The 19,014-nt window shown below is 68.5% G+C and carries 17 protein-coding genes; 13 read left to right on the top strand and 4 right to left on the bottom strand.

Annotation, left to right across the window (positions count from 1 at the left end):
- Positions 1-11 precede the first annotated feature (11 nt).
- Positions 12-1,310 carry a NupC/NupG family nucleoside CNT transporter gene (locus AC06FD_RS15355; protein ID WP_259209156.1) on the bottom strand — a complete coding sequence of 433 codons (1,299 nt, stop codon included), beginning with the start codon at positions 1,308-1,310 and terminating at the stop codon, positions 12-14.
- A gap of 193 nt (positions 1,311-1,503) precedes the next feature.
- Here AC06FD_RS15355 and AC06FD_RS15350 point away from each other — a divergent pair, with 193 nt between their 5' ends.
- The 5 genes from AC06FD_RS15350 (at position 1,504) to AC06FD_RS15330 (ending at position 7,691) form a co-directional block, all read left to right on the top strand.
- Positions 1,504-2,475, top strand: a complete 972-nt coding sequence (locus tag AC06FD_RS15350; protein ID WP_478078271.1) for a potassium channel beta subunit family protein — start codon at positions 1,504-1,506, stop codon at positions 2,473-2,475.
- A 987-nt stretch (positions 2,476-3,462) separates the two neighbouring features.
- A complete protein-coding gene (gene hemP, locus AC06FD_RS15345) occupies positions 3,463-3,660 on the top strand; it encodes a hemin uptake protein HemP (RefSeq protein WP_019182448.1) in 198 nt (65 codons plus the stop codon).
- Between the two features lie 171 nt (positions 3,661-3,831).
- Positions 3,832-6,078, top strand: a complete 2,247-nt coding sequence (locus AC06FD_RS15340; RefSeq protein WP_478078270.1) for a TonB-dependent hemoglobin/transferrin/lactoferrin family receptor — start codon at positions 3,832-3,834, stop codon at positions 6,076-6,078.
- A 4-nt stretch (positions 6,079-6,082) separates the two neighbouring features.
- On the top strand, positions 6,083-6,679 hold the full coding sequence (locus AC06FD_RS15335) for a Hemin transport protein (protein WP_449335379.1): 597 nt from the start codon (positions 6,083-6,085) through the stop codon (positions 6,677-6,679).
- Between the two features lie 70 nt (positions 6,680-6,749).
- Positions 6,750-7,691: a DUF6607 family protein gene (locus tag AC06FD_RS15330; protein WP_478078269.1), complete on the top strand. Its 942-nt coding sequence runs from the start codon at positions 6,750-6,752 to the stop codon at positions 7,689-7,691.
- A gap of 787 nt (positions 7,692-8,478) precedes the next feature.
- On the opposite strand, the gene AC06FD_RS15325 is transcribed toward AC06FD_RS15330, so the two are convergent.
- Both AC06FD_RS15325 and AC06FD_RS15320 read right to left on the bottom strand, forming a co-directional pair.
- Positions 8,479-10,965: an ABC transporter permease gene (locus AC06FD_RS15325; RefSeq protein ID WP_478078268.1), complete on the bottom strand. Its 2,487-nt coding sequence runs from the start codon at positions 10,963-10,965 to the stop codon at positions 8,479-8,481.
- Entirely contained in the window at positions 10,962-11,564 is a 603-nt protein-coding gene (locus AC06FD_RS15320; RefSeq protein ID WP_478078267.1) for an ABC transporter ATP-binding protein, read from the bottom strand. The genes AC06FD_RS15325 and AC06FD_RS15320 overlap by 4 nt, the downstream gene beginning before the upstream one ends.
- Before the next feature lie 120 nt (positions 11,565-11,684).
- Here AC06FD_RS15320 and AC06FD_RS15315 point away from each other — a divergent pair, with 120 nt between their 5' ends.
- The 3 genes from AC06FD_RS15315 (at position 11,685) to AC06FD_RS15305 (ending at position 14,562) form a co-directional block, all read left to right on the top strand.
- On the top strand, positions 11,685-12,335 hold the full coding sequence (locus AC06FD_RS15315) for an arylesterase (RefSeq protein ID WP_478078266.1): 651 nt from the start codon (positions 11,685-11,687) through the stop codon (positions 12,333-12,335).
- An 88-nt stretch (positions 12,336-12,423) separates the two neighbouring features.
- Complete coding sequence (locus AC06FD_RS15310; protein WP_019182442.1) at positions 12,424-13,137, top strand: response regulator transcription factor; 714 nt, start codon at positions 12,424-12,426, stop codon at positions 13,135-13,137.
- A gap of 153 nt (positions 13,138-13,290) precedes the next feature.
- Positions 13,291-14,562 carry a sensor histidine kinase gene (locus AC06FD_RS15305; RefSeq protein WP_259209137.1) on the top strand — a complete coding sequence of 424 codons (1,272 nt, stop codon included), beginning with the start codon at positions 13,291-13,293 and terminating at the stop codon, positions 14,560-14,562.
- A 94-nt stretch (positions 14,563-14,656) separates the two neighbouring features.
- Here the strand turns inward: AC06FD_RS15305 and AC06FD_RS15300 are convergent, their stop codons facing one another.
- Positions 14,657-15,361 (bottom strand): SGNH/GDSL hydrolase family protein, encoded by a 705-nt coding sequence (locus AC06FD_RS15300; RefSeq protein WP_478078265.1) that lies wholly within the window; start codon positions 15,359-15,361, stop codon positions 14,657-14,659.
- Between the two features lie 276 nt (positions 15,362-15,637).
- Between AC06FD_RS15300 and AC06FD_RS15295 the strand changes: the two genes are divergently transcribed.
- The 5 genes from AC06FD_RS15295 to AC06FD_RS15275 all read left to right on the top strand — a co-directional run bounded on the left by AC06FD_RS15295 (position 15,638) and on the right by AC06FD_RS15275 (position 19,011).
- Complete coding sequence (locus AC06FD_RS15295) at positions 15,638-16,018, top strand: diacylglycerol kinase (protein ID WP_259209133.1); 381 nt, start codon at positions 15,638-15,640, stop codon at positions 16,016-16,018.
- A 40-nt stretch (positions 16,019-16,058) separates the two neighbouring features.
- Positions 16,059-16,808, top strand: a complete 750-nt coding sequence (locus AC06FD_RS15290; RefSeq protein ID WP_259209130.1) for a TerC family protein — start codon at positions 16,059-16,061, stop codon at positions 16,806-16,808.
- Between the two features lie 187 nt (positions 16,809-16,995).
- Positions 16,996-17,625, top strand: a complete 630-nt coding sequence (locus tag AC06FD_RS15285; protein WP_478047971.1) for a LemA family protein — start codon at positions 16,996-16,998, stop codon at positions 17,623-17,625.
- A 10-nt stretch (positions 17,626-17,635) separates the two neighbouring features.
- On the top strand, positions 17,636-18,523 hold the full coding sequence (locus tag AC06FD_RS15280; protein WP_394164603.1) for a TPM domain-containing protein: 888 nt from the start codon (positions 17,636-17,638) through the stop codon (positions 18,521-18,523).
- A complete protein-coding gene (locus tag AC06FD_RS15275) occupies positions 18,523-19,011 on the top strand; it encodes a TPM domain-containing protein (RefSeq protein WP_478078264.1) in 489 nt (162 codons plus the stop codon). Before AC06FD_RS15280 ends, AC06FD_RS15275 begins: the two co-directional genes overlap by 1 nt.
- Positions 19,012-19,014 lie beyond the last annotated feature (3 nt).

Below are 19,014 nucleotides of genomic sequence, written 5' to 3'. Positions count from 1 at the left end.
AAGAACGGATATCAGCTGAAATGCGTCAGCACGCCGGCAATGGTCGCCGTCATGAAGGTGGCGATGGTACCGCCGAGCACGGCGCGCAGGCCGAACTTGGCCAGATCGTGGCGACGCTCGGGGGCCAGGCCACCAATACCACCGATCTGGATCGCGATGGAGCTGAAGTTGGCAAAACCGCACAGCGCGTAGGTCGCGACCAGGCGGCCTTCCTCGGACAGGGACACCCCCGGCACCTGGCCGTTGACGATCTCCGACAGCTTGGAATACGCCACGAACTCGTTGATGACCACCTTCTGGCCGATCAGCGAGCCGACGGTGTTGGCGTCGGCCCACGGGGTGCCGATCACCCAGGCGATCGGGGCCAGCACATAGCCGAAGATGGTCGACAGGTCGGTCGGGCGACCAATCATCGCCTGCAGGCCGCTAACTTCGCCCAGCCAGGTCAGCGGGGCGTTGAGCAGGGCGATCAGGGCGATGAAGGCCAGCAGCATCGCGCCGATGTTCAGCGCCAGCTTGAGGCCGTCGCCGGCGCCAGCGGCCGCCGCGTCGATGATGTTGCTGGAGGTCTTTTCCACTTCCATCTTGACCGTGCCGCGGGTCAGCGGGGTACCGGTCTCGGGCACCAGCAGCTTGGCCACCACCAGGGTCGCCGGCGCGGCCATGATGCTGGCCGCCAGCAGGTGCTTGGCGTAGAAGGCCTTCTGCACCGGGTCGTCGCCGCCGAGCATGCCCACGTAGGCAGCCAGCACGCCGCCGGCGATGTGCGCCATGCCGCCGATCATCATGGTGATCAGCTCGGACTGGGTCATCTTGGCGATGTACGGGCGCACCGTCAGCGGCGCCTCGGTCTGGCCGATGAACACACTGGCGCAGACGCTGGTGGTTTCCGCGCCGGACACGCGCATCACCTTGGTGATCGCCCAGGCCATGCCGCGCACGATCCCCTGCATCACGTTGAGGTGGTACATGACCCCCATCAACGCCGAGAAGAAGATGATCGTCGGCAGCACCTGGAAGGCGAAGATGAAACCGAACTTGCTGGTGTCCATCAGGCTGCCGAAGATGAAGGTCGAGCCGGCGTTGACGAACTCCAGGATCTTGACGAAGCCCTTGCCCAGCGCATCGAACACGTCGCGGCCACCGGGCACCAGCAGCACCACCGCGGCGAACGCGATCTGCAGGGCGATGCCGGTCACCACCAGGCGCCAGTCCACGGCGCGCTTGTTGTTCGAGAACAGCCAGGCGATGCCGATCAGCACTGCCAACCCGAACAGGCCGAAGCCAATCCTGCCCAAACCATCGACCATGAGACTTCCCTTGGGGCGCCGCGAAAAACGGGAAGCCTATAGCGGTGGCAGGGTCCGGGCAAGGAAAAGCAGCGTCCAGGTCCCCATCGGCCGTGATCGGGCAAGTATCCACAAGGGTTCGCGCGGTCCAGCCGGCTACACTGACGGGCATCGTTCCGGCCCGGATGCGGGCCTGCAGCAGAGGAGAACCCCCATGCACTACCGGCGTCTTGGATCCACCGGCCTGAAGCTGTCGGCCTTGTCCTTCGGGGCCTGGGTCACCTTTGGCGACCAGATCGGCCGCGATGAGGCCCGCAACCTGATCGCCAGCGCCTGGGACCATGGCATCACCTTCTTCGACAATGCCGAAGGCTATGCGCGCGGCCGCGCCGAGCAGGTCATGGGCGATGTGATCGCCGACCTGCGCCTGCCCCGCGATGGCTTCTGCGTATCCAGCAAAGTGTTCTTCGGCGCCGTCGACGACCCTCGCCCCACCCAGCACGGGTTGTCGCGCAAGCATGTGACCGATGCCTGCCATGCCGCCCTCAAGCGGCTGCGGGTGGACTATCTGGACCTCTACTATTGCCACCGCCCGGATCCGGACACGCCCATCGCCGAGACCGTGCAGGCCATGGACACCCTGATCCGCCAGGGCAAGGTGCTGTACTGGGGCACGTCGGAATGGTCGGCCGCGCAGATCCAGGAAGCGGTGGCCATCGCCCGTGCCCAGCACCTGCACCTGCCCTCGATGGAGCAGCCGCAGTACAACCTGCTGCACCGCGAGCGGGTGGAGCGCGAGTACGCGTCGCTGTATGCCGACCCGGGCCTGGGCACCACGATCTGGTCGCCGCTGGCCTCTGGCCTGCTGACCGGCAAGTACAACGACGGCGTGGACGCGCAGTCGCGGCTCGGCCAGGGCCAGCTGGGCTGGCTCAAGGACCAGGTGCTGGGCGACCCGGCCGGCAACCGCCTGGACACCGTGCGCCGCTACACCACCCTGGCCGCCAGCCTCGGCGTGTCGCCGGCACAGCTGGCAATCGCCTGGTGCCTGCGCAACCCCAACGTCTCCAGCGTCATCCTCGGCGCCAGCAGGGTGGGGCAGCTGGAAGAGAACCTGGGCGCGCTGGACCTGCTTGATCAGGTCGATGACGCCACGTGGCAGCAGGTCGACGCGATTTTCGCCTGACCGAAGGGGAGGGGGCGGACTGGGACTGGGGCCGGAACTGGAACGGGACGGGAACTGGAGCGGGACGGGAACGGGAACGGGAACGGGGCGCGAACGAGGCGGGAACGGGTAGAGCCGAGCCATGCTCGGCTGCATGCCCCACAGACCTCCAGATCCCTCAGCCCCGCAGCTCGGCAACCCCGCAACCCGGTAATCCGGCAATCCCGGCAATCCCGGCAATCCCGGCCCCGCAGCCGAGCATGGCTCGGCTCTACCGGGCGAGGGGTGTAGAGCCGAGCCATGCTCGGCTGCATGCCCCTCAGACCCCCAGATCCGTCCGCCCCGCACCTCGGCAACCCGGCAACCCGGCAACCCGGCAATCGGCAATCGGCAATCCGCAATCCGCAATCCGCAATCCGCAATCCGCAATCGGCAATCGGCAATCGGCAATCGGCAATCGGCAATCCCGGCCCCGCAGCCGAGCATGGCTCGGCTCTACCGGCCGAGGGGTAGAGCCGAGCCATGCTCGGCTGCATGCCCCCACAGACCCCCAGATCCCTCAGCCCCGCACCTCGGCAACCCGGCAATCGGCAATCCGGCAATCGGCAATCCGGCAATCGGCAATCGGCAATCGGCAATCGGCAATCGGCAATCGTCTATCGGCAATCGGCAATCGGCAATCGGCAATCCCGGCCCCGCAGCCGAGCATGGCTCGGCTCTACCGGGCGAGGGGTAGAGCCGAGCCATGCTCGGCTACATGTCCCACAGACCCCCAGATCCGTCCGCCCCGCACCTCGGCAATCCGGCAATCCCGGCAATCCCGGCGCCGCAGCCGAGCATGGCTCGGCTCTACCGGGCGATCGGTGCTGCCTTCGCTGGCTTTTGATTGATGACATCAATCGGAATAACGAATTCCATCATCAATTCCATCAATTAAGTTGAGAATGGTTGTTGATTGTCAACTGAGAATCATTATCATTTAACTCGTCCCTCGCACGAGTCCAGACGATGAACACTCAAGCTGCTGTACTGCTGCGCCCCGAAACGCTGACCCTCCGCGACCGTCCGGTCCGCGTGGTCCCGCCCGAAGAAGTGATCGACAGCGAAGCCCTGCTCAAGGGCCGCCGCGAAATCCTGATCCAGCACGGCGACCGCTTTTATCGCTTGCGCCATACCAGCAACGACAAGCTGATCCTGACCAAGTAACGGCGCTGCCTCCCCCACGGGCGGGCCTGCCGTCGCGCCGCCGCGCGACCGCTGCCGTCCCGGGCCCCGCCTCGGTCCACCGCTCTCTCCCCCTCGACACGTCGCCGGCGACTTCGGTCCTCGACGCCGGTCGGGGGTCTCCTTCCGCGCCCAGCCGATCCCCGCCCCCTCATGAAGATCCGTCCGAACGCCCTGAGCGCCGCCTTGTGGCTGGCGCTGCCCATGGCTGCCAGTGCCGCTGCCTCCGCCGCGCCCGATGCCGCGCCCGACGCGCGCGAGTTCGACCGCGTGCAGGTCACCGCCACCCGCACCGAGCGCGCGCTCAGCGACGTGGCCGCCACCGTCGATGTGATCGACCGCGAGCAGCTCGACGATCACCTGGTGCGCGACATCAAGGACCTGGTCCGCTATGAGCCGGGCATTTCGGTCACCAGCAGCCCGGCCCGCTTCGGTCTGGGCGGCTTCCGCATCCGTGGCCTGGACGCCAACCGCGTGCTGATCCAGACCGACGGCATCGCCATGCCGAAGGCCTTCGCGATCGGCAGCTTTTCCGATGCCAACCGCAACTTCACCGACCTGGAGACGCTCAAGCGGGTCGAGATCGTGCGTGGCCCGGCCAGCGCCCTGTACGGCTCGGACGCGCTCGGGGGCGTGGTCGCCTTCGTCACCAAGGACCCGGCCGATTACCTCAAGGACGGCAAGGACAGCTACGTCGGCCTGAAATTCGGTTACGACGGCCAGTGGAAGGGCCTGTACGGCGGCGCCACCACCGCCTTCGGCGGCGAACGCTGGAGCGGCATGGTCAACATCAACCACCGCCAGGGCCAGGAAACCGAGAGCAACGGTGACGTGCGCAGCACCAACAGCACCCGCACCGCCGCCAACCCGCAGGACCGCGATGGCCGCAGCCTGCTCGGCAAGCTGGTCTTCGCGCCCAGCGAGGACCAGCGCTTCAAGCTGACCGTGGAAGGCAACGAAGACAGCCTGGACACCAACGTGTTGTCCTCGGTCGCGCCGACCACCGCGGCGCCGCCGTCGGCCACGACCACCACCGCGATGAAGGCGCACGACCACCAGACCCGCGCCCGCGTGTCGTTTGCTCACCAGATGGACAACCTCGGCCAGGCCTTCGCCGATGACCTGTCCTGGCAGATCTATCGCCAGGACAGCGAGACCACCCAGCGCACCGTCGAAGATCGTGGCCGCGGCGCGACCGCCAGCCTGCGCGATCGCACGTTCAACTTCGACCAGCGCGTGTACGGCCTGCAGGCCGTGCTGCACAAGGGCCTGCAGACCGGCACGGTCGAGCATGACCTGACCTACGGCGTCGAAGGCACCTGGACCGACACCCGGCAGAAGCGCGACGGTTACCAGGTATCGGCCAACGGCACGGTCAGCAGGACGATCCTGCCCGACACCTTCCCGGTCCGCGATTTCCCGATCAGCAAGACCACCGAGCTGGGCCTGTACGTGCAGGATGAAATGCGCTTCGCCGACGGCCGCGTGTCGCTGGTGCCGGGCGTGCGCGTGGACCACTACGAGCTGCGCCCGGACGTGGACGGGATCTTCGGCACCGACAATCCCGGCGTGGCCGTGTCCGACCTGACCAAGACCAGCGTGTCGCCGAAGCTGGGCATGGTGTGGCGCTTCGCCGACCAGTGGTCGCTGTTCGCCGGGTACGCACACGGGTTCCGGTCGCCGCCGTACAACGACGTCAACCTGGGTTTCACCAACGTGATGTTCGGCTACACCGCCATCCCCAACCCGGACCTCAAGCCGGAAACCAGCGACGGCCTGGAACTGGGCGTGCGCTTCAGCAGCCCGGCCGCCTACGTCAGCGTGAGCGGCTACTACAACGACTACAAGGACTTCATCGAGTCCCAGCGCCAGGTCGGCATCAACAGCCAGGGCCTGATCGTGTTCCAGTCGCAGAACGTGGCCGATGCGGAGATCTACGGTGCAGAGCTGAAGGCCGGCGTGGATGTCGGCCAGCTGAGCAACGCGCTGGAAGGCTGGTCGTTGAACAGCGCGGTGGCCTGGTCGCGGGGCCAGAACAAGACCGAGGACGTGCCGCTGGAGTCGATCGACCCGCTGCGCGCCACCGTCGGCATCGCCTTCGATCGCGACACCTGGGGCGTGGAACTGGCCGGCACCTTCGCCAGGCGCAAGGACCGCCTGCCGCCGGCCGTCGGTGCCAGCGCACCGTTCGCCCCGGCCGGTTACGGCGTGCTGGACCTGATGGCGCACTGGGAATTCGCCCCGGGCGCGAAGCTCAACGTGGGCGTATTCAACCTCGGCGACCGCACCTACATCGATTACTCGGCGATCACCACGGCGCTGGCCACCAACAGCACCGTGATCGACCGCTTCACCAACCCCGGCCGCACCGTGTCGGCCAATCTCTCCGTGAGCTGGTAGCCCTATGAGCCGCGCCCTGTCCGCATTGCGATCGACCGATCCGGCAGTATTTCCCGGTCGCCTTCCCACCGCGCGGCAGCTGGCGTCCCTGGGCACCGTGCTGTGCCTGTACCGCCCGGACAGCAGCGAACTGGGCGGCTGGAAACACGCCGTCTCCGCGCACGCCTGCCAGGGCATGGACAGCGAAGGCATCCGCGAGAGCCTGTGCTTCGCCGACGCGCGCGGCCGTTGCTGCTGGCGGCTGTACCTGCTGCCCGACAGCGATTTCCTGGCCTGGGACCGCCTGGTCTCGGCCTTCCCCGCGCGGCCGGAACCGGTCAACGACGGCGGCGTGGCCGAACGCCTGTGGCGCCGCCTGGCCACGCGCCTGGGCGCCGAACCGTGGCGGATGTGCGCCTTGCGGCTGCACGCAGGCGATGGCCAGGGGTTGTCGGCCAGCCTCGCCGCGTTGTCCTCGCTGGGGGCCAGTGCCGCGCGCCGCATCGCCCACGTCGAGGGCGCCGACGGCGAGCTGTGGATCGACGACTGCTGCTGCGCCTCGGCGGCACGCCTTGCACCGCCGCGGCGTGATCCCACCGAGGCGCCGTGGGTGCGGTTGTGATCGGCCCCGGGATTCTTGATCGGCCAGCGATGGCCAGAACGTTCTGCACGCCACTCCTGAAGGAAACCAGATGAGATTCCAGACCGCCAGCGTAGCGATCCTGCTTGCCAGCAGTGCGGCCGCCTACGCCCAGCCCTCCACGCTGCAGCGCGACCACGACAGCATCCTGGCGATGAAGGGGGAATACGTGGTCGATTTCGCCTTCGACGAAACCGTCCTGCTCAAGCCGGGTTACGAGCGTGCGCCGGCCGTGCGCAGCGGTGGCAACGAGGTGGTGATCGTGGTCGAGGACACGCCCACGCGCGTGGTGCTGCAGCACCTGCTGGTGGATGCCAAGAGCGGCCACGTCACCAAGCATTGGCGACAGGACTGGGTCTACCAGGCACCGAGCCGCTTCGAGTTCAGCGCCGACCAGATCTGGCAGGTGCGCGCCATCCCGGCCGCGGTCAATGCCGGCGCGTGGACCCAGTGCGTGTATGAAGTGAGCGACGCGCCGCGCTACTGCGGCACCGGAAAATGGGCCTACGACCATGGCGTCGCCACCTGGACCAGCGACCTGAGCTGGCGCCCGCTGCCGCGTCGCGAGTACACCCGGCGCAGCGACTACAACGCGCTGGCGGTGATCAACCGGCACACCCTCACGCCCAACGGCTGGACCCACGAGCAGTTCAACACCAAGATCCTGCGCAATGCCGACGGCAGCCAGCAGGAAATCGCCCGCGAGTTCGGCTTCAACGATTACAACACAACCACCGAGGTCGACTTCAAACCCGCCTACGACTACTGGGCGGCAACGTCGGGCTACTGGGCCAAAGTGCGCCAGCGCTGGGACGGTTTCCTCGGCCAGGCCCCGGGCGTACACCTGAAGACCAAGCTGGACGGCATGGCGATGATCATCCCGTTGTTCACCCAGGCCCAGGACATCCAGGACGGCAAGCAGGTCAAGGACGCGAAGATCGACGCGGTGTTCAAACAGTGGGTGGAGAAGGCGCCCGCCGCCCCCACCCGGTAGAGCCGAGCCACGCTCGGCTACCAAAGCTGCAGGCCCGGTAGAGCCGAGCCATGCTCGGCTATCAAAGCTGCGGGCCGGGTAGAGCCGAGCCATGCTCGGCTATCAAAGCTGCAGGCCGGGTAGAGCCGAGCCATGCTCGGCTGCTCTTCCTCGATCACCGCCGTAGCGCCTGAGAATAGAGGAACGCGTCTGCCGAGCATGGCTCGGCACTACCGCATCCGATGCACCCGCGACCCACCGCGTGGCTTGGCACCACCGCATCCGATGCACCCGCGACCCACCGGGTGGGTCGGCCCGACAGAATCTGCAGGCCGGGTAGAGCCGAGCCACGCTCGGCTGCTCTTCCTCGATCATTGCCGCAGCGCCTGAGGATAGAGGAACGCGTCTGCCGAGCATGGCTCGGCACTACCGCATCCGATGCACCCGCGACCCACCGCGTGGCTCGGCACCACCGCATCCGATGCACCCGCGCCCACCGCGTGGGTCGGCCCGACGGAATCTGCAGGTCGGGTAGAGCCGAGCCATGCTCGGCTGCTCTTACTCGATCACCGCCGTAGCGTCCGACGAAAGAGGAATGTTGCTGCCGAGCATGGCTCGGCACTACCGCATCCGATGCACCCGCGCCCCTTCGCGTGGCTCGGCCCTACCGAATCTGCAGGCCGGGTAGAGCCGAGCCATGCTCGGCTGCTCTTCCTCGATCACCGCCGTAGCATCCGGCGACAGAGGAACGTTGCTGCCGAGCATGGCTCGGCACTACCGATGCTGACCGCCCCGGCGCGCATCGCCCTCACACCTCGCGCAGTGCCAACGCCGGCGGCGTATGCAGGATGCGCCGCGTGCCCCACCAGCCGGCCAGCATGCTCAATGCAATCCCGATCGCGCCGCCGGCCAGCAACGGCGCCCACGGTGGGCTCAGCGTCAGCTCGAACACCTGCCGGGCCACCACGCTGCCCAACAGCGCCGCGGTGCCCACCGCCAGCAAGGCCGACAGCAGTCCCAGCGCACCGAACTCCACCAGCACCGCCCCGCGCAGCTGGGTGCGCGTGGCGCCCAGCGTGCGCAGCACCGCGCTGTCGTAACGGCGCTCGCCGGCGGTGGCCTGCAGCGCGGCCAACAGCACCAGCACGCCGGCCAGCAGGCTGAAGCCCATCACCAGCTGCACCGCCTGGGTCACCCGGTCGACCACCTCGCGCACCCGCTGCAGGATGCCGTCGATATCCAGCAGCGAGATGTTGGGCTGGTCGCGGGTCAGCGCCGCCAGCTGCGGTGCCTGCGCGCGCGGCAGGTGGAAGGCGGTGATCAGGTTGTACGGCGCATCACCCACCGCGCCTTCGTTGAGCAGCAGGAAGAAGTTGACCCGGAACGAATCCCAGTCGGCCTTGCGGATGCTGGTCACGGTGAAGCTGCGTTGCTGGTCGCCCATCTGCAGGGTCACCGTATCGCCCAGCGTCATGCCGTAGCGCTCGGCCCAACCCTGTTCGATCGAGGCCTCCGCCGCGGTGCTGTCGCGCGTCCAGTAGCGACCGCTCAACAGCGTATTGGCCGGTGGGAAGTCATGCCGCCAGGAGAAATTGACGGGGCGGTTGGCGTCATCGTCATCGTTGCTGTTGTCTTCGCGTTGCTGGCGTTGCGGCGGACGGTCGTTGACCGCGAGCAGGCGCCCGGTGCTGAACGGCTCGATGCCCGGGGCCACCACCCCCAGCCCCTGCAGGGTGTTCAGCACCGTCTCGCGCTGCTCGGGCTGGATGTTCATCAGGAAGTAGTTGGGCGTGTCCACCGGCAAGCGGTCGCGCCACTGCGCGAGCAGGCCCGGTCCGATCACCGACAGCAGCAACAGCGCGCACAGCGACAGCGACAGGCCCACCAGCTGCATCACCGCCAGCCCACGGCGGCGCGTAAGCGCGGCCAGGCCCAGCTTCCAGCGCCCGCGCAGGCGCGGTTGCAGGCCGCGCAGCAGCCACAGCAGCAGCGCGCCCAATGCCCCGGCCAGGGCCGCCAGCGCGGCCAGCCCGCCCAGCACCCAGGCCGCCAGCTTGACGTCGCCGGTGGCCTGCACGGTCAGCGCCACCGTGGCGGCCAATGCGGCCAGGTAGACCAGCAGCGAGCTGGGCGGCATCGCCGCGAAACTGCGGTTGAGCACGCGCATCGGCGGTACCCGGCGCAGGCGCAGCAGGGGCGGCAGGCCGAAGCCCAGCAGCAGGACCAGGCCGATCCCGGCGCCGGTCAGGGCCGGGGTAGCCTGCGGTAGCGGCAGCCGGTTGGGGATCAACCCGCCCAGTGCCTGCACCAGCCCGGCCTGGGCAGCCATGCCCAGCCCGATCCCGACCAGGCAGGCCGGCACCGCCAGCATCACCAGTTGCAGGACCATCGCACTGAGGATGTCGCGCTGGCGTGCGCCCAGGCAGCGCAGGATGGCCACCTGGTCGATCCGGCGCAGGGCGAAGCGGTTGGCGGCCAGCGCGGTGGCCACGCCGGCCAGCAGCACCGCCAGCAGCGCCGCCAGCGACAGGAAGCGCCCGGCCAGGTCGAACGCACCGCGCACCCCACGCTGGGTGTCGGCGATGCCGACAATGCGGTAGCCCTTGGCCTGCGGTGCCAGCCACGCGCGGAAGTCGGCGATCGCGGCCGGTGGGCCGGCGAACATCATCCGGTAGGAGGCGCGGCTGCCAGGCCCGAGCAGGCCGGCCGCGTCGACGTCGGCGCGGTTGACCAGCAGCGGCGGCGACAACTGCATCAGCTCGCCGGAGGTATCCGGCTCGGCCTGCAGCACCCGGGTGATGGTGAGGCGGCCGGCACCGAACTCCAGCGCATCGCCCACCTTCAGGCCCAGCGCCTGCATCAGCCGGGGATCGGCATAGGCCTGGCCGGCGGGCGGCGTGGTCGCAGCCTCGTTGGCTCCCCCCTGCAGGCTGCGGCTCACCAGCAGCTGGCCACGCAACGGGTAGCCTGCGCTGACCGCCTTGATGTTGGCCATCTGGCTGGCATCGCCATGGAACAGCACGCTGGGGAAGCTGACCATGCGCGTGTTGGCCAGCCCGCGTTCGCGCGCGGCCTCGGCGAAGGCGGCCGGGATGTCGTCGCGCGCGTTGAGCCCCAGGTCGCCGCCGAGCATCTCCGCGGCGCTGCCGGTCAAGGCCAGGGTGACCCGGTTGACCAGCGTGCCGACCGCGGTCATCACCGCCACGCCGAGCACCAGCGCGGCGAAGACGGTCAGCAGGTCACCGGCCAGGAACTCGCGGCGCAGCGCCCGCGCGGCATGCTTGACGACATTCATGCGGGCACGCCGGACGTGCTGTCGACCAGCCGGCCGCCGTCGAGGCGATAGACGCGCTCGCAGCGCTGCGCCAGGCGCAGGTCGTGGGTCACCAGCACCAGGGTGGTATCGCTGGTGGCGTTGAGCGCGAACAGCAGGTCGCTGATCTGCTGGCCGGTGGCCTGGTCCAGGCTCCCGGTGGGCTCATCGGCGAACAGGATCCGCGGCCGCGCCACGAACGCCCGCGCCAGGGCCACGCGCTGCTGTTCGCCGCCGGACAACTGGCGCGGGTAGTGGCGTGCCCGGTGGGTCAGCCCGACCTGCTCCAGCACCTCGCGCACCCGCGCCGGGTCCTCGCGCCCGGCCAGTTCCAGCGGCAGGGCGATGTTTTCTTCGGCGGTCAGCGCCGGCAGCAGGTGGAAGCTCTGGAACACGAAGCCCACCTCGCGCGCGCGCAGCTGGGCGCGCGCTTCCTCGTCGAGCGTGTTGAGGTCGGCCCCGGCCAGGGAGACCTGCCCGCGGCTAGGCAGGTCCAGTCCGGCCAGCAGGCCGAGCAGGGTGGTCTTGCCCGACCCGGAGGCACCGACGATGGCAATGCTCTCTCCTTCATGGACGGTCATGCCGATGTTGTCCAGTATGTGGACTTCACCCTCCGGGCCACGCGCGGATTTGCCCACATCCAGGGCGGCGATGGCGACGGGAGCGCTGCGGGGGGACAGGCTGTCGATGAGGATTCTCCAATGTACGCAACGATAGGGAAGGGACGCGCGGCCGCGATGGTGTGGCTGCTGGCATGGTTGCTGCTGGCGCCGGTGCTGGCCTGTGCCAAAGGTGCCGACACGCGCGCGGCGGTGCTGGTGGTGGGGGACAGCCTCAGTGCCGCCCACAATATCCCGGCCGAATCGGGCTGGGTGAACCTGCTTCAGCAGCGGGTTAAGCAACAGGTCAAGCCGGTGCCGACCATCGTCAACGCCAGCATCAGCGGCGAGACCAGCGCCGGGGCGCTGACCCGCCTGCCGGCGCTGCTGGCCAGGCACCAGCCCTCGGTGGTGGTGATCGAACTGGGGGGCAACGATGCGCTGCGCGGGCTCAACCCGGCGCAGTTGCGCGGCAACCTGGAAAAGATGATCGTGGCCAGCCAGAAGGCCGGGGCCAAGGTCCTGCTGCTGGGCATCGACGTGCCGCCGAACTACGGCCCGGCCTATCGCCAGCGCCTGAAGGAGGTGTATGCCGGGCTGGCCAGCCAACACAAGGTGGCGCTGCTGCCGTTCCTGCTGGACGGGGTGGCATTGCAGCCGGCGCTGATGCAGTCCGACGGCCTGCACCCCACCGCGGCGGCCCAGCCGAAGGTGCTGGACAACGTCTGGCCGCACCTCAAGCCCCTGCTCTGATCCGCGATTCGATTCCATGTGAGCTACTTCACACCGCCTCCACCGCCGATACGGCATGTTTCACAAAGCTGAAGAAAGAGGGAATCCCATGCGTCAGACAAAGGAGACCTCCGGCCTCGTGCTGGTGGTCGAGGACAACCGCAATATCTCCGAGATGATCGGCGAGTATCTGGAAGGCCGCGGGTTCGAGGTCGATTACGCCCAGGACGGGCTGGACGGCTATCGGCTGGCGGCGGAGAACAGTTATGACGTGGTGGTGCTGGACCTGATGCTGCCGCGACTGGACGGCATCGAAGTCTGCCGCCGGCTGCGCAATGACGCCCGCAAGTCGACCCCGGTGCTGATGCTGACCGCGCGCGACACGCTGGACGACAAGCTGACCGGCCTGGGCTTCGGCGCCGACGATTACCTGACCAAGCCGTTCGCGATCCAGGAGCTGGAGGCACGCCTGCGTGCCCTGATCCGCCGCGAGCGTCGCCAGGTCGGGTCGGAAGTGCTCAAGGTCGCCGACCTGGTGCTCGACCCGGTGAGCATGCGGGCCACCCGCGCCGGCACCGAGCTGCAGCTGTCGCCGATCGGCCTGCGCCTGTTGACGATCCTGATGCGCGAATCGCCGCGCGTGGTGACCCGCCAGGAAATCGAGCGCGAGATCTGGGGCAACGGGTTGCCGGATTCGGACACCCTGCGCAGCCATCTGTACAACCTGCGCAAGATCATCGACAAGCCGTTCGACCGTCCGCTGCTGCACACCGTGCAGAGCGCCGGCTACCGCATTGCCGATATCGCCCAGCCGATGAGCTGACGCGGATCCTCGTGGCGGGCGCATGAGCGGAGGGGTCCTGCGGGGCCCCGATCGAGACGACGGCCCGGCCCCTGCCGGGTCGTTGTCGTTTTTTGCACGATGGAATCACGGCGCGCTTTCCTATAATCGCCGCGAACCGCTCTGGATCCCGTAATGCCGCACGGTCTGCCGCGCAAGATACGCATCGTCTTCATCCTCCAAGCCGTGCTGGCCAGCCTGGGCATCCTGCTGGGCGCCTGGCTGGTGTCGCTGGTGATCAAGCACAGCCTGGTCAGCAGCGCGCTGAAGGAAGAGGCGGCGTACTACTGGCAGCTTTACGATGCCTCGCCGATGCAGCCGCCGCCGAACACGCAGAACATCCGCGGCTACCTGCTGGAGACCGGGCGCTCGCCGTTGAACCTGCCGGCCAACCTGCGCGCGCTGCCGCCGGGCTTCCATGAACTGAAGGCCGACGATCAGCTGGTGCTGGTGGATGCACGCCCGGAGGGCCGCTTGTACCTGGTGTTCCTGCGCTCGCGCGCAGAGATGCTGGCGTTCTGGTTCGGCATCGTGCCGGTGCTGCTGACCTTGCTGGCGGTGTACGGGGTCACGTGGATCACTTACCGGGCGTCGAAGCGGTTGGTGTCGCCGGTGAACTGGCTGGCGCGGCGGGTGTCGCGCTGGAACCCGGGGCATCCGGAGGCGTCCGACCTGGCCCCGGACAAGCTGCCGGCGGACATGCAGGGCGAGACCCGGCAGTTGGCGGCGGCGCTGCATTCGCTGGCCACCCGGGTGACCGCGCACGTGGCGCGCGAGCGCAACTTCACCCGCGATGCGAGCCACGAACTGCGCACGCCGCTGACGGTGATCCGGGTGGCCAGCGACATGGCGCTGGGCGATCACGAGTTGTCGCCGCGGTTGCAGCGCAGCCTCAACCGCATCCAGCGCGCGGGCCGGGACATGGAAGCGGTGATCGATGCGTTCCTGATCCTGGCGCGCGAGGCGGACGTGGAGCCGCAGGTCGAGCTGTTCGACGTCAACGAGATCGTGCGCTACGAGGTGGACAACGCACGCGAGCTGATGGCGGGGCGGCCGGTGGAGATTTTCCTGCACAGCGTGGGCCCGGTGCAGTTGCATGCGCCGCCGCGGGTGCTGCAGGTGGTGGTGAGCAATCTGCTGCGCAATGCCTGCAGCTACACCGACGAGGGGCGCATCGACGTGGATGTGCTGGAGGACCGCGTGGTGGTGCGCGATACGGGGATCGGCATGTCGGCCGAGGCGTTGAGCCGGGCGTTCGAGCCGTTCTACCGGGCCGAGCCGACGCGGCCGCAGGGCACGGGGCTGGGGCTGTCGATCGTGCGGCGGTTGTGCGACCGGTTCGGCTGGAAGGTAAGTCTGGACAGCGCGCTGGGGCAGGGCACGCAGGCGGCTGTGTTGTACCGGTAGGGAGAGCGTCAGGGCCACGGCGGAGGGTTCTGGCCGGGGGCCGCGGCCTCACCCACCCCGGCCACCCCTCGGCAAACCAGCGTCCGCCGTTGCCTCAATCGCACGTCACCTTCGGCGCCAACGCCTTCCGCCAGATCGCATACCCCTCTGGCGTCATGTGCAGCATGTCCTCGCGGAACAGCGCCGCGCGCGGCTGCGCATCGCCGCCCAGCATCGGCGTGTAGATATCCGTGTAGCCCGTGTTCGGCAGCGTGGCCAGCGCGGCCTTGATCATCGCGTTGGCCTCGTTGATCGCCGGCAGCAGGTTCGCGCGCGACGGACTGGGCTTGATCGAGATGTACTCCACCGTCGTCTTCGGCAGGTCGCGGTGCACCCGCTGCACGAACGCCAGCACATCGTCGCGCACCTGCACCGCGCTGCGGCCGCTGTTGAGATCGTTGTCGCCTGCGTAGAAAAACACCTTGCACGGCGCGTACGGCACCACGATCTGGCCCGCATACCAGGTGCTGTCACGCACCTCCGAACCGCCGAAGCCGCGGTTGAACACCGGCTGGCCGGGGAAGTCGGTGGCCAGCGTGTCCCACATCCGGATCGACGAACTGCCGATGAACTCGATGCCGCCGCGCGGTGGCGGGCTGTCCGCGTCGGCCTTGGCGAAGGCCGCCATGTCCTGCGCCCAGGCCACGTTGGATACCTGGGCCGGCACGTGCGGTGCGGGGGGCGGGGACAGGGCGGCGGCCGGCAGGGTGGCGCCCAGCGCCAGGGCCAGCAACAGGGGGCGGGTGCAGCGGTAACGCATCGGCAGGCTCCTCGGCTTGGCGCCATGTGCGGCGCCCGGATGGGGTGACGCCCCATCATAGAAGCTGCCACCGCCGCCTGCTTTACCCGCCGTGGCGGGCGCCCGGCGCTGCCCACCGGGCCCATTACCACGCCCGCCCGCCCGGCGCCTTCGACGATCCCCCGGCGGGCTTGTGGCAAAATGACGGATTGCCTGCCCATTCAGCCATGCCCATGACCCCTCGTCGCGCGCTGTTCCCCTCGTCCCGGCCCGCGCCGCAGCACGGAGCGTGCGTCCGTGGCTGATGAAATCGGGCACATGCCGCGCGGCCCCAAGCGCATCTTCAAGGCCGCGGTGTGGTCCTGGCAGGGCCTGCGGGCGGCCTGGCTGCATGAATCCTCGTTCCGCCTGGAGGTCTACCTGCTGGTGGTGCTGGCCCCGCTGGCGCTGTGGCTGGGCCAGACCCCGGTCGAGCGCGCGCTGATGATCGGCTCGATGCTGCTGGTGCTGGCCATGGAACTGGCCAACTCGGCCATCGAAGCGGTGATCGAACGCTATGGCAGCGAGTTCCACGAGATGGCTGGTCGCGCCAAGGACATGGGCTCGGCGGCGGTGTTCGTGCTGATGATGAATGTCCTGCTGTGCTGGGCCCTGGTCCTGCTGCCACGCCTTTTCTGAGCTGCCCCCGGCTCATTTCCCCTTGTAAGGATCCCCGTCCATGTCCCTTGAGTTGCTGTCCGACCCGAATGTCTGGTTGACCCTGTTCACGCTGAGCGCCCTGGAAATCGTGCTCGGCATCGACAACCTGGTCTTCATTTCCATCGCCGTGAGCAAGCTGCCCGAAGCGCGCCGTCCGTTCGCGCGCAAGCTCGGCATCGCGGTGGCCTGCATCACCCGCATCGCCCTGCTGGTGTCGCTGGCCTACCTGGCGCACATGGAAGCCAACCTGTTCACCGTGGCCGGCATCGGCATCTCCATCCGCGACCTGGTGCTGATCCTTGGCGGCCTGTTCCTGATCATCAAGGGCAGCATGGAAATCCGCGAGCTGATCACCGGCGGCGAAGACGAAGACCCCACCACCACCAAGGCCTCGGCGGTGTTCGGCATGGTGATCGCGCAGATCGCGGTGATCGACATCGTGTTCTCGCTGGATTCGGTGATCACCGCCGTCGGCATCGCCGACCACGTGCCGGTCATGGTCGCCGCGATCCTGCTGTCGGTCGCGGTCATGCTGCTGGCGGCCAACCCGCTGGGCCGCTTCATCGATGCCAACCCCACCGTGAAGATGCTGGCCCTGGCCTTCATCCTGCTGATCGGCGCGGTGCTGATCCTGGACGGCCTGGGCGTGCACGTGCCCAAGCCCTACATCTACGCCGCGATGGGCTTCTCGGTGCTGGTGGAATGGCTGAACCTGCTGATGCGCCGCCGCGCCGTCGAACACCACGTGCCGGGTGCCGGCAACTGGTAAGCGGAAGCGGCATCGCAGACACGCTGTCGCCCCGCGTTGCTGCGCACACCACAGGCCCCTTTCAGCATCACCCAGGCCCCCGCCGCGTCGCGGCAGCCCCCTTGCCCAGGGGGCCCAGGTGGTTACGCGGGCTTTACCGCAAACGTGGCATGCTCCGGGTCCCGTCCATCGAGATCCGGAGCCGGCCATGCGATCGTTCTCCCGTTTGTTGCTGCTGGCCGTGCTGGCCTCCCTGCTGTCCGGTTGCGGCTACAACGCCATCCAGCAGAAGGATGAGCAGGTCAAGGCCGGTTGGGCCGAGGTGCTCAACCAGTACAAGCGCCGCGCCGACCTCATCCCCAACCTGGTGCAGACCGTGGAAGGCTATGCCAACCAGGAACGCCAGGTGCTCACCGACGTGACCAACGCGCGTTCGCGGGTCGGCCAGATCAACGTCAACGCCGATGACGCCGAATCGCTCAAGCAGTTCCAGCAGGCCCAGGGCGAACTGAGCGGGGCGCTGTCGCGGTTGCTGGTGGTCACCGAGAACTACCCGAACCTGAAGTCCGACCAAGGCTTCCGCGACCTGCAGGCACAGCTGGAAGGCACCGAGAACCGCATCACCGTCGCGCGTGGCCGCTACATCCAGATGGTGCAGGACTACAACACCTACATCCGTTCCTTCCCGACGCTGGTGACCGCGAAGATCTTCGGCTATGCGGTCAAGCCGAACTTCACCGTCGAGAACGAAGCGCAGATTTCGCAGCCGCCGGCGGTGAAGTTCGGGTCGCAGGCACCGGCGCCGCAGCCGCAGCCGCAGCCCGCCCCGGCGCAGTGACCCGGTGAACATGCACCTGCTGCGTTCCGTGCTGCTGCTGTGCCTGTGCCTGGCGATGCCGGCCTGGGCGCAGACCGACGCGGCGATCCCCGCGCTGACCTCGCCGGTGGTCGATACCACCGGCACCCTGGACGCGGCGCAGCGCCAGGCATTGGAGGCCCAGGCGCTGGCGTTGCAGCAGCGCAAGGGCAGCCAGCTGCAGATTCTGATGGTGCCCAGCACCGCGCCGGAGACGATCGAGCAGTACACCCAGCGGGTGTTCGAGCAGTGGCAGATCGGACGCAAGGGTGTCGATGACGGTGTCCTGCTGGTGGTCGCCAAGGACGACCGGCGGGTTCGCATCGAGCCGGGCTACGGCCTGGAAGGCGCCATCCCCGATGCGATCGCCAACCGGGTCATCCAGGAATACCTGGCGCCGCGCTTCCGCGCCAACGATTACGCCGGTGGCCTGGCCGATGCCAGCGCCGCGCTGGTCAAGCTGATCGATGGCGAGGCGCTGCCTGCGCCGGTCAGCACGCATCGCGACGCCGCCCCGGCGGGCGGCAACTGGACGATGGCGCTGGGCATCGGGCTGTTCGCCGGCATGTTCCTGCGCGGCGTGCTGGGCTGGCTGCCGCGCCCGCTGCGGGCACTGTTGAGCGGTGCCGGTGCGGGCCTGGCTGCATTCCTGTTCACCTCGCTGGTGGTCGCCAGTGGCGCGGCTGCCGTGGTGGGCCTGCTGGTAGGGCTGACGTCAGCCGGCCGCGGCGGCGCGTTCGCCCGAAGTGGCGGTTGGGGCGGCGGTGGGTGGGGCGGTGGCGGTTGGGGTGGCGGCGGAGGCGGAGGTTTCGGCGGCGGAGGTGGCTGGGGCGGTGGGGGTGGACGTTCGGGAGGCGGTGGCGCCTCGGGAGGCTGGTGATGCGTTGGTGGCGCCATCTCTTCTCACCGTCGGTCCGCCGCACCTTCCCGCCGGCACGGCTCCAGGCCATCACCGAGGCCATCACTGCCGGCGAGCGTCGCCACGGCGGCCAGGTGATGTTCGCGGTGGAAGCGGACCTGCCGCTGGCCGCGCTGTGGCAGCGGGTCAGCCCCCGCCAGCGCGCCGAACATGCCTTCGCCCAGCTGCGCACCTGGGACACCGAGCGCAACAACGGGGTGCTGGTCTACCTGCTGCTGGCCGACCACGCCATCGAGCTGATCGCCGACCGCGGCCTGCGCGGCAAGGTGGGGGAGGCGCAGTGGGCGGACATCTGCGCCCACATGCAGCAGCGGCTGCACGACGGTGCGTTGCAGGACGCGGTGCTGCTGGCCATCGAGGAAGTCTCCGACCTGCTGGCCGGGCACTATCCGCCCGTCCCGGGGTCCAAGGCCGATGACCTGCCCGATACGCCCCAACTGCTGGGTTGAGGC

The organism is Stenotrophomonas sp. Steno-Z1 (assembly GCF_056393175.1).
The sequence above is the reverse complement of the archived record's forward strand: the minus strand, read 5'-3'. Positions and strand labels throughout refer to the sequence as shown.

Coding starts and splice junctions, on each gene's coding strand:
- AC06FD_RS15305 (WP_259209137.1), top strand. CDS start 13,291: ATGCCGCACGGTCTGCCGCGCAAGATACGCATCGTCTTCATCCTCCAA.
- hemP (WP_019182448.1), top strand. CDS start 3,463: ATGAACACTCAAGCTGCTGTACTGCTGCGCCCCGAAACGCTGACCCTC.
- AC06FD_RS15310 (WP_019182442.1), top strand. CDS start 12,424: ATGCGTCAGACAAAGGAGACCTCCGGCCTCGTGCTGGTGGTCGAGGAC.
- AC06FD_RS15335 (WP_449335379.1), top strand. CDS start 6,083: ATGAGCCGCGCCCTGTCCGCATTGCGATCGACCGATCCGGCAGTATTT.
- AC06FD_RS15285 (WP_478047971.1), top strand. CDS start 16,996: ATGCGATCGTTCTCCCGTTTGTTGCTGCTGGCCGTGCTGGCCTCCCTG.
- AC06FD_RS15350 (WP_478078271.1), top strand. CDS start 1,504: ATGCACTACCGGCGTCTTGGATCCACCGGCCTGAAGCTGTCGGCCTTG.
- AC06FD_RS15355 (WP_259209156.1), bottom strand. CDS start 1,310: ATGGTCGATGGTTTGGGCAGGATTGGCTTCGGCCTGTTCGGGTTGGCA.
- AC06FD_RS15315 (WP_478078266.1), top strand. CDS start 11,685: ATGTACGCAACGATAGGGAAGGGACGCGCGGCCGCGATGGTGTGGCTG.
- AC06FD_RS15275 (WP_478078264.1), top strand. CDS start 18,523: ATGCGTTGGTGGCGCCATCTCTTCTCACCGTCGGTCCGCCGCACCTTC.
- AC06FD_RS15330 (WP_478078269.1), top strand. CDS start 6,750: ATGAGATTCCAGACCGCCAGCGTAGCGATCCTGCTTGCCAGCAGTGCG.
- AC06FD_RS15340 (WP_478078270.1), top strand. CDS start 3,832: ATGAAGATCCGTCCGAACGCCCTGAGCGCCGCCTTGTGGCTGGCGCTG.
- AC06FD_RS15320 (WP_478078267.1), bottom strand. CDS start 11,564: ATGACCGTCCATGAAGGAGAGAGCATTGCCATCGTCGGTGCCTCCGGG.
- AC06FD_RS15325 (WP_478078268.1), bottom strand. CDS start 10,965: ATGAATGTCGTCAAGCATGCCGCGCGGGCGCTGCGCCGCGAGTTCCTG.
- AC06FD_RS15300 (WP_478078265.1), bottom strand. CDS start 15,361: ATGCGTTACCGCTGCACCCGCCCCCTGTTGCTGGCCCTGGCGCTGGGC.
- AC06FD_RS15280 (WP_394164603.1), top strand. CDS start 17,636: ATGCACCTGCTGCGTTCCGTGCTGCTGCTGTGCCTGTGCCTGGCGATG.
- AC06FD_RS15290 (WP_259209130.1), top strand. CDS start 16,059: ATGTCCCTTGAGTTGCTGTCCGACCCGAATGTCTGGTTGACCCTGTTC.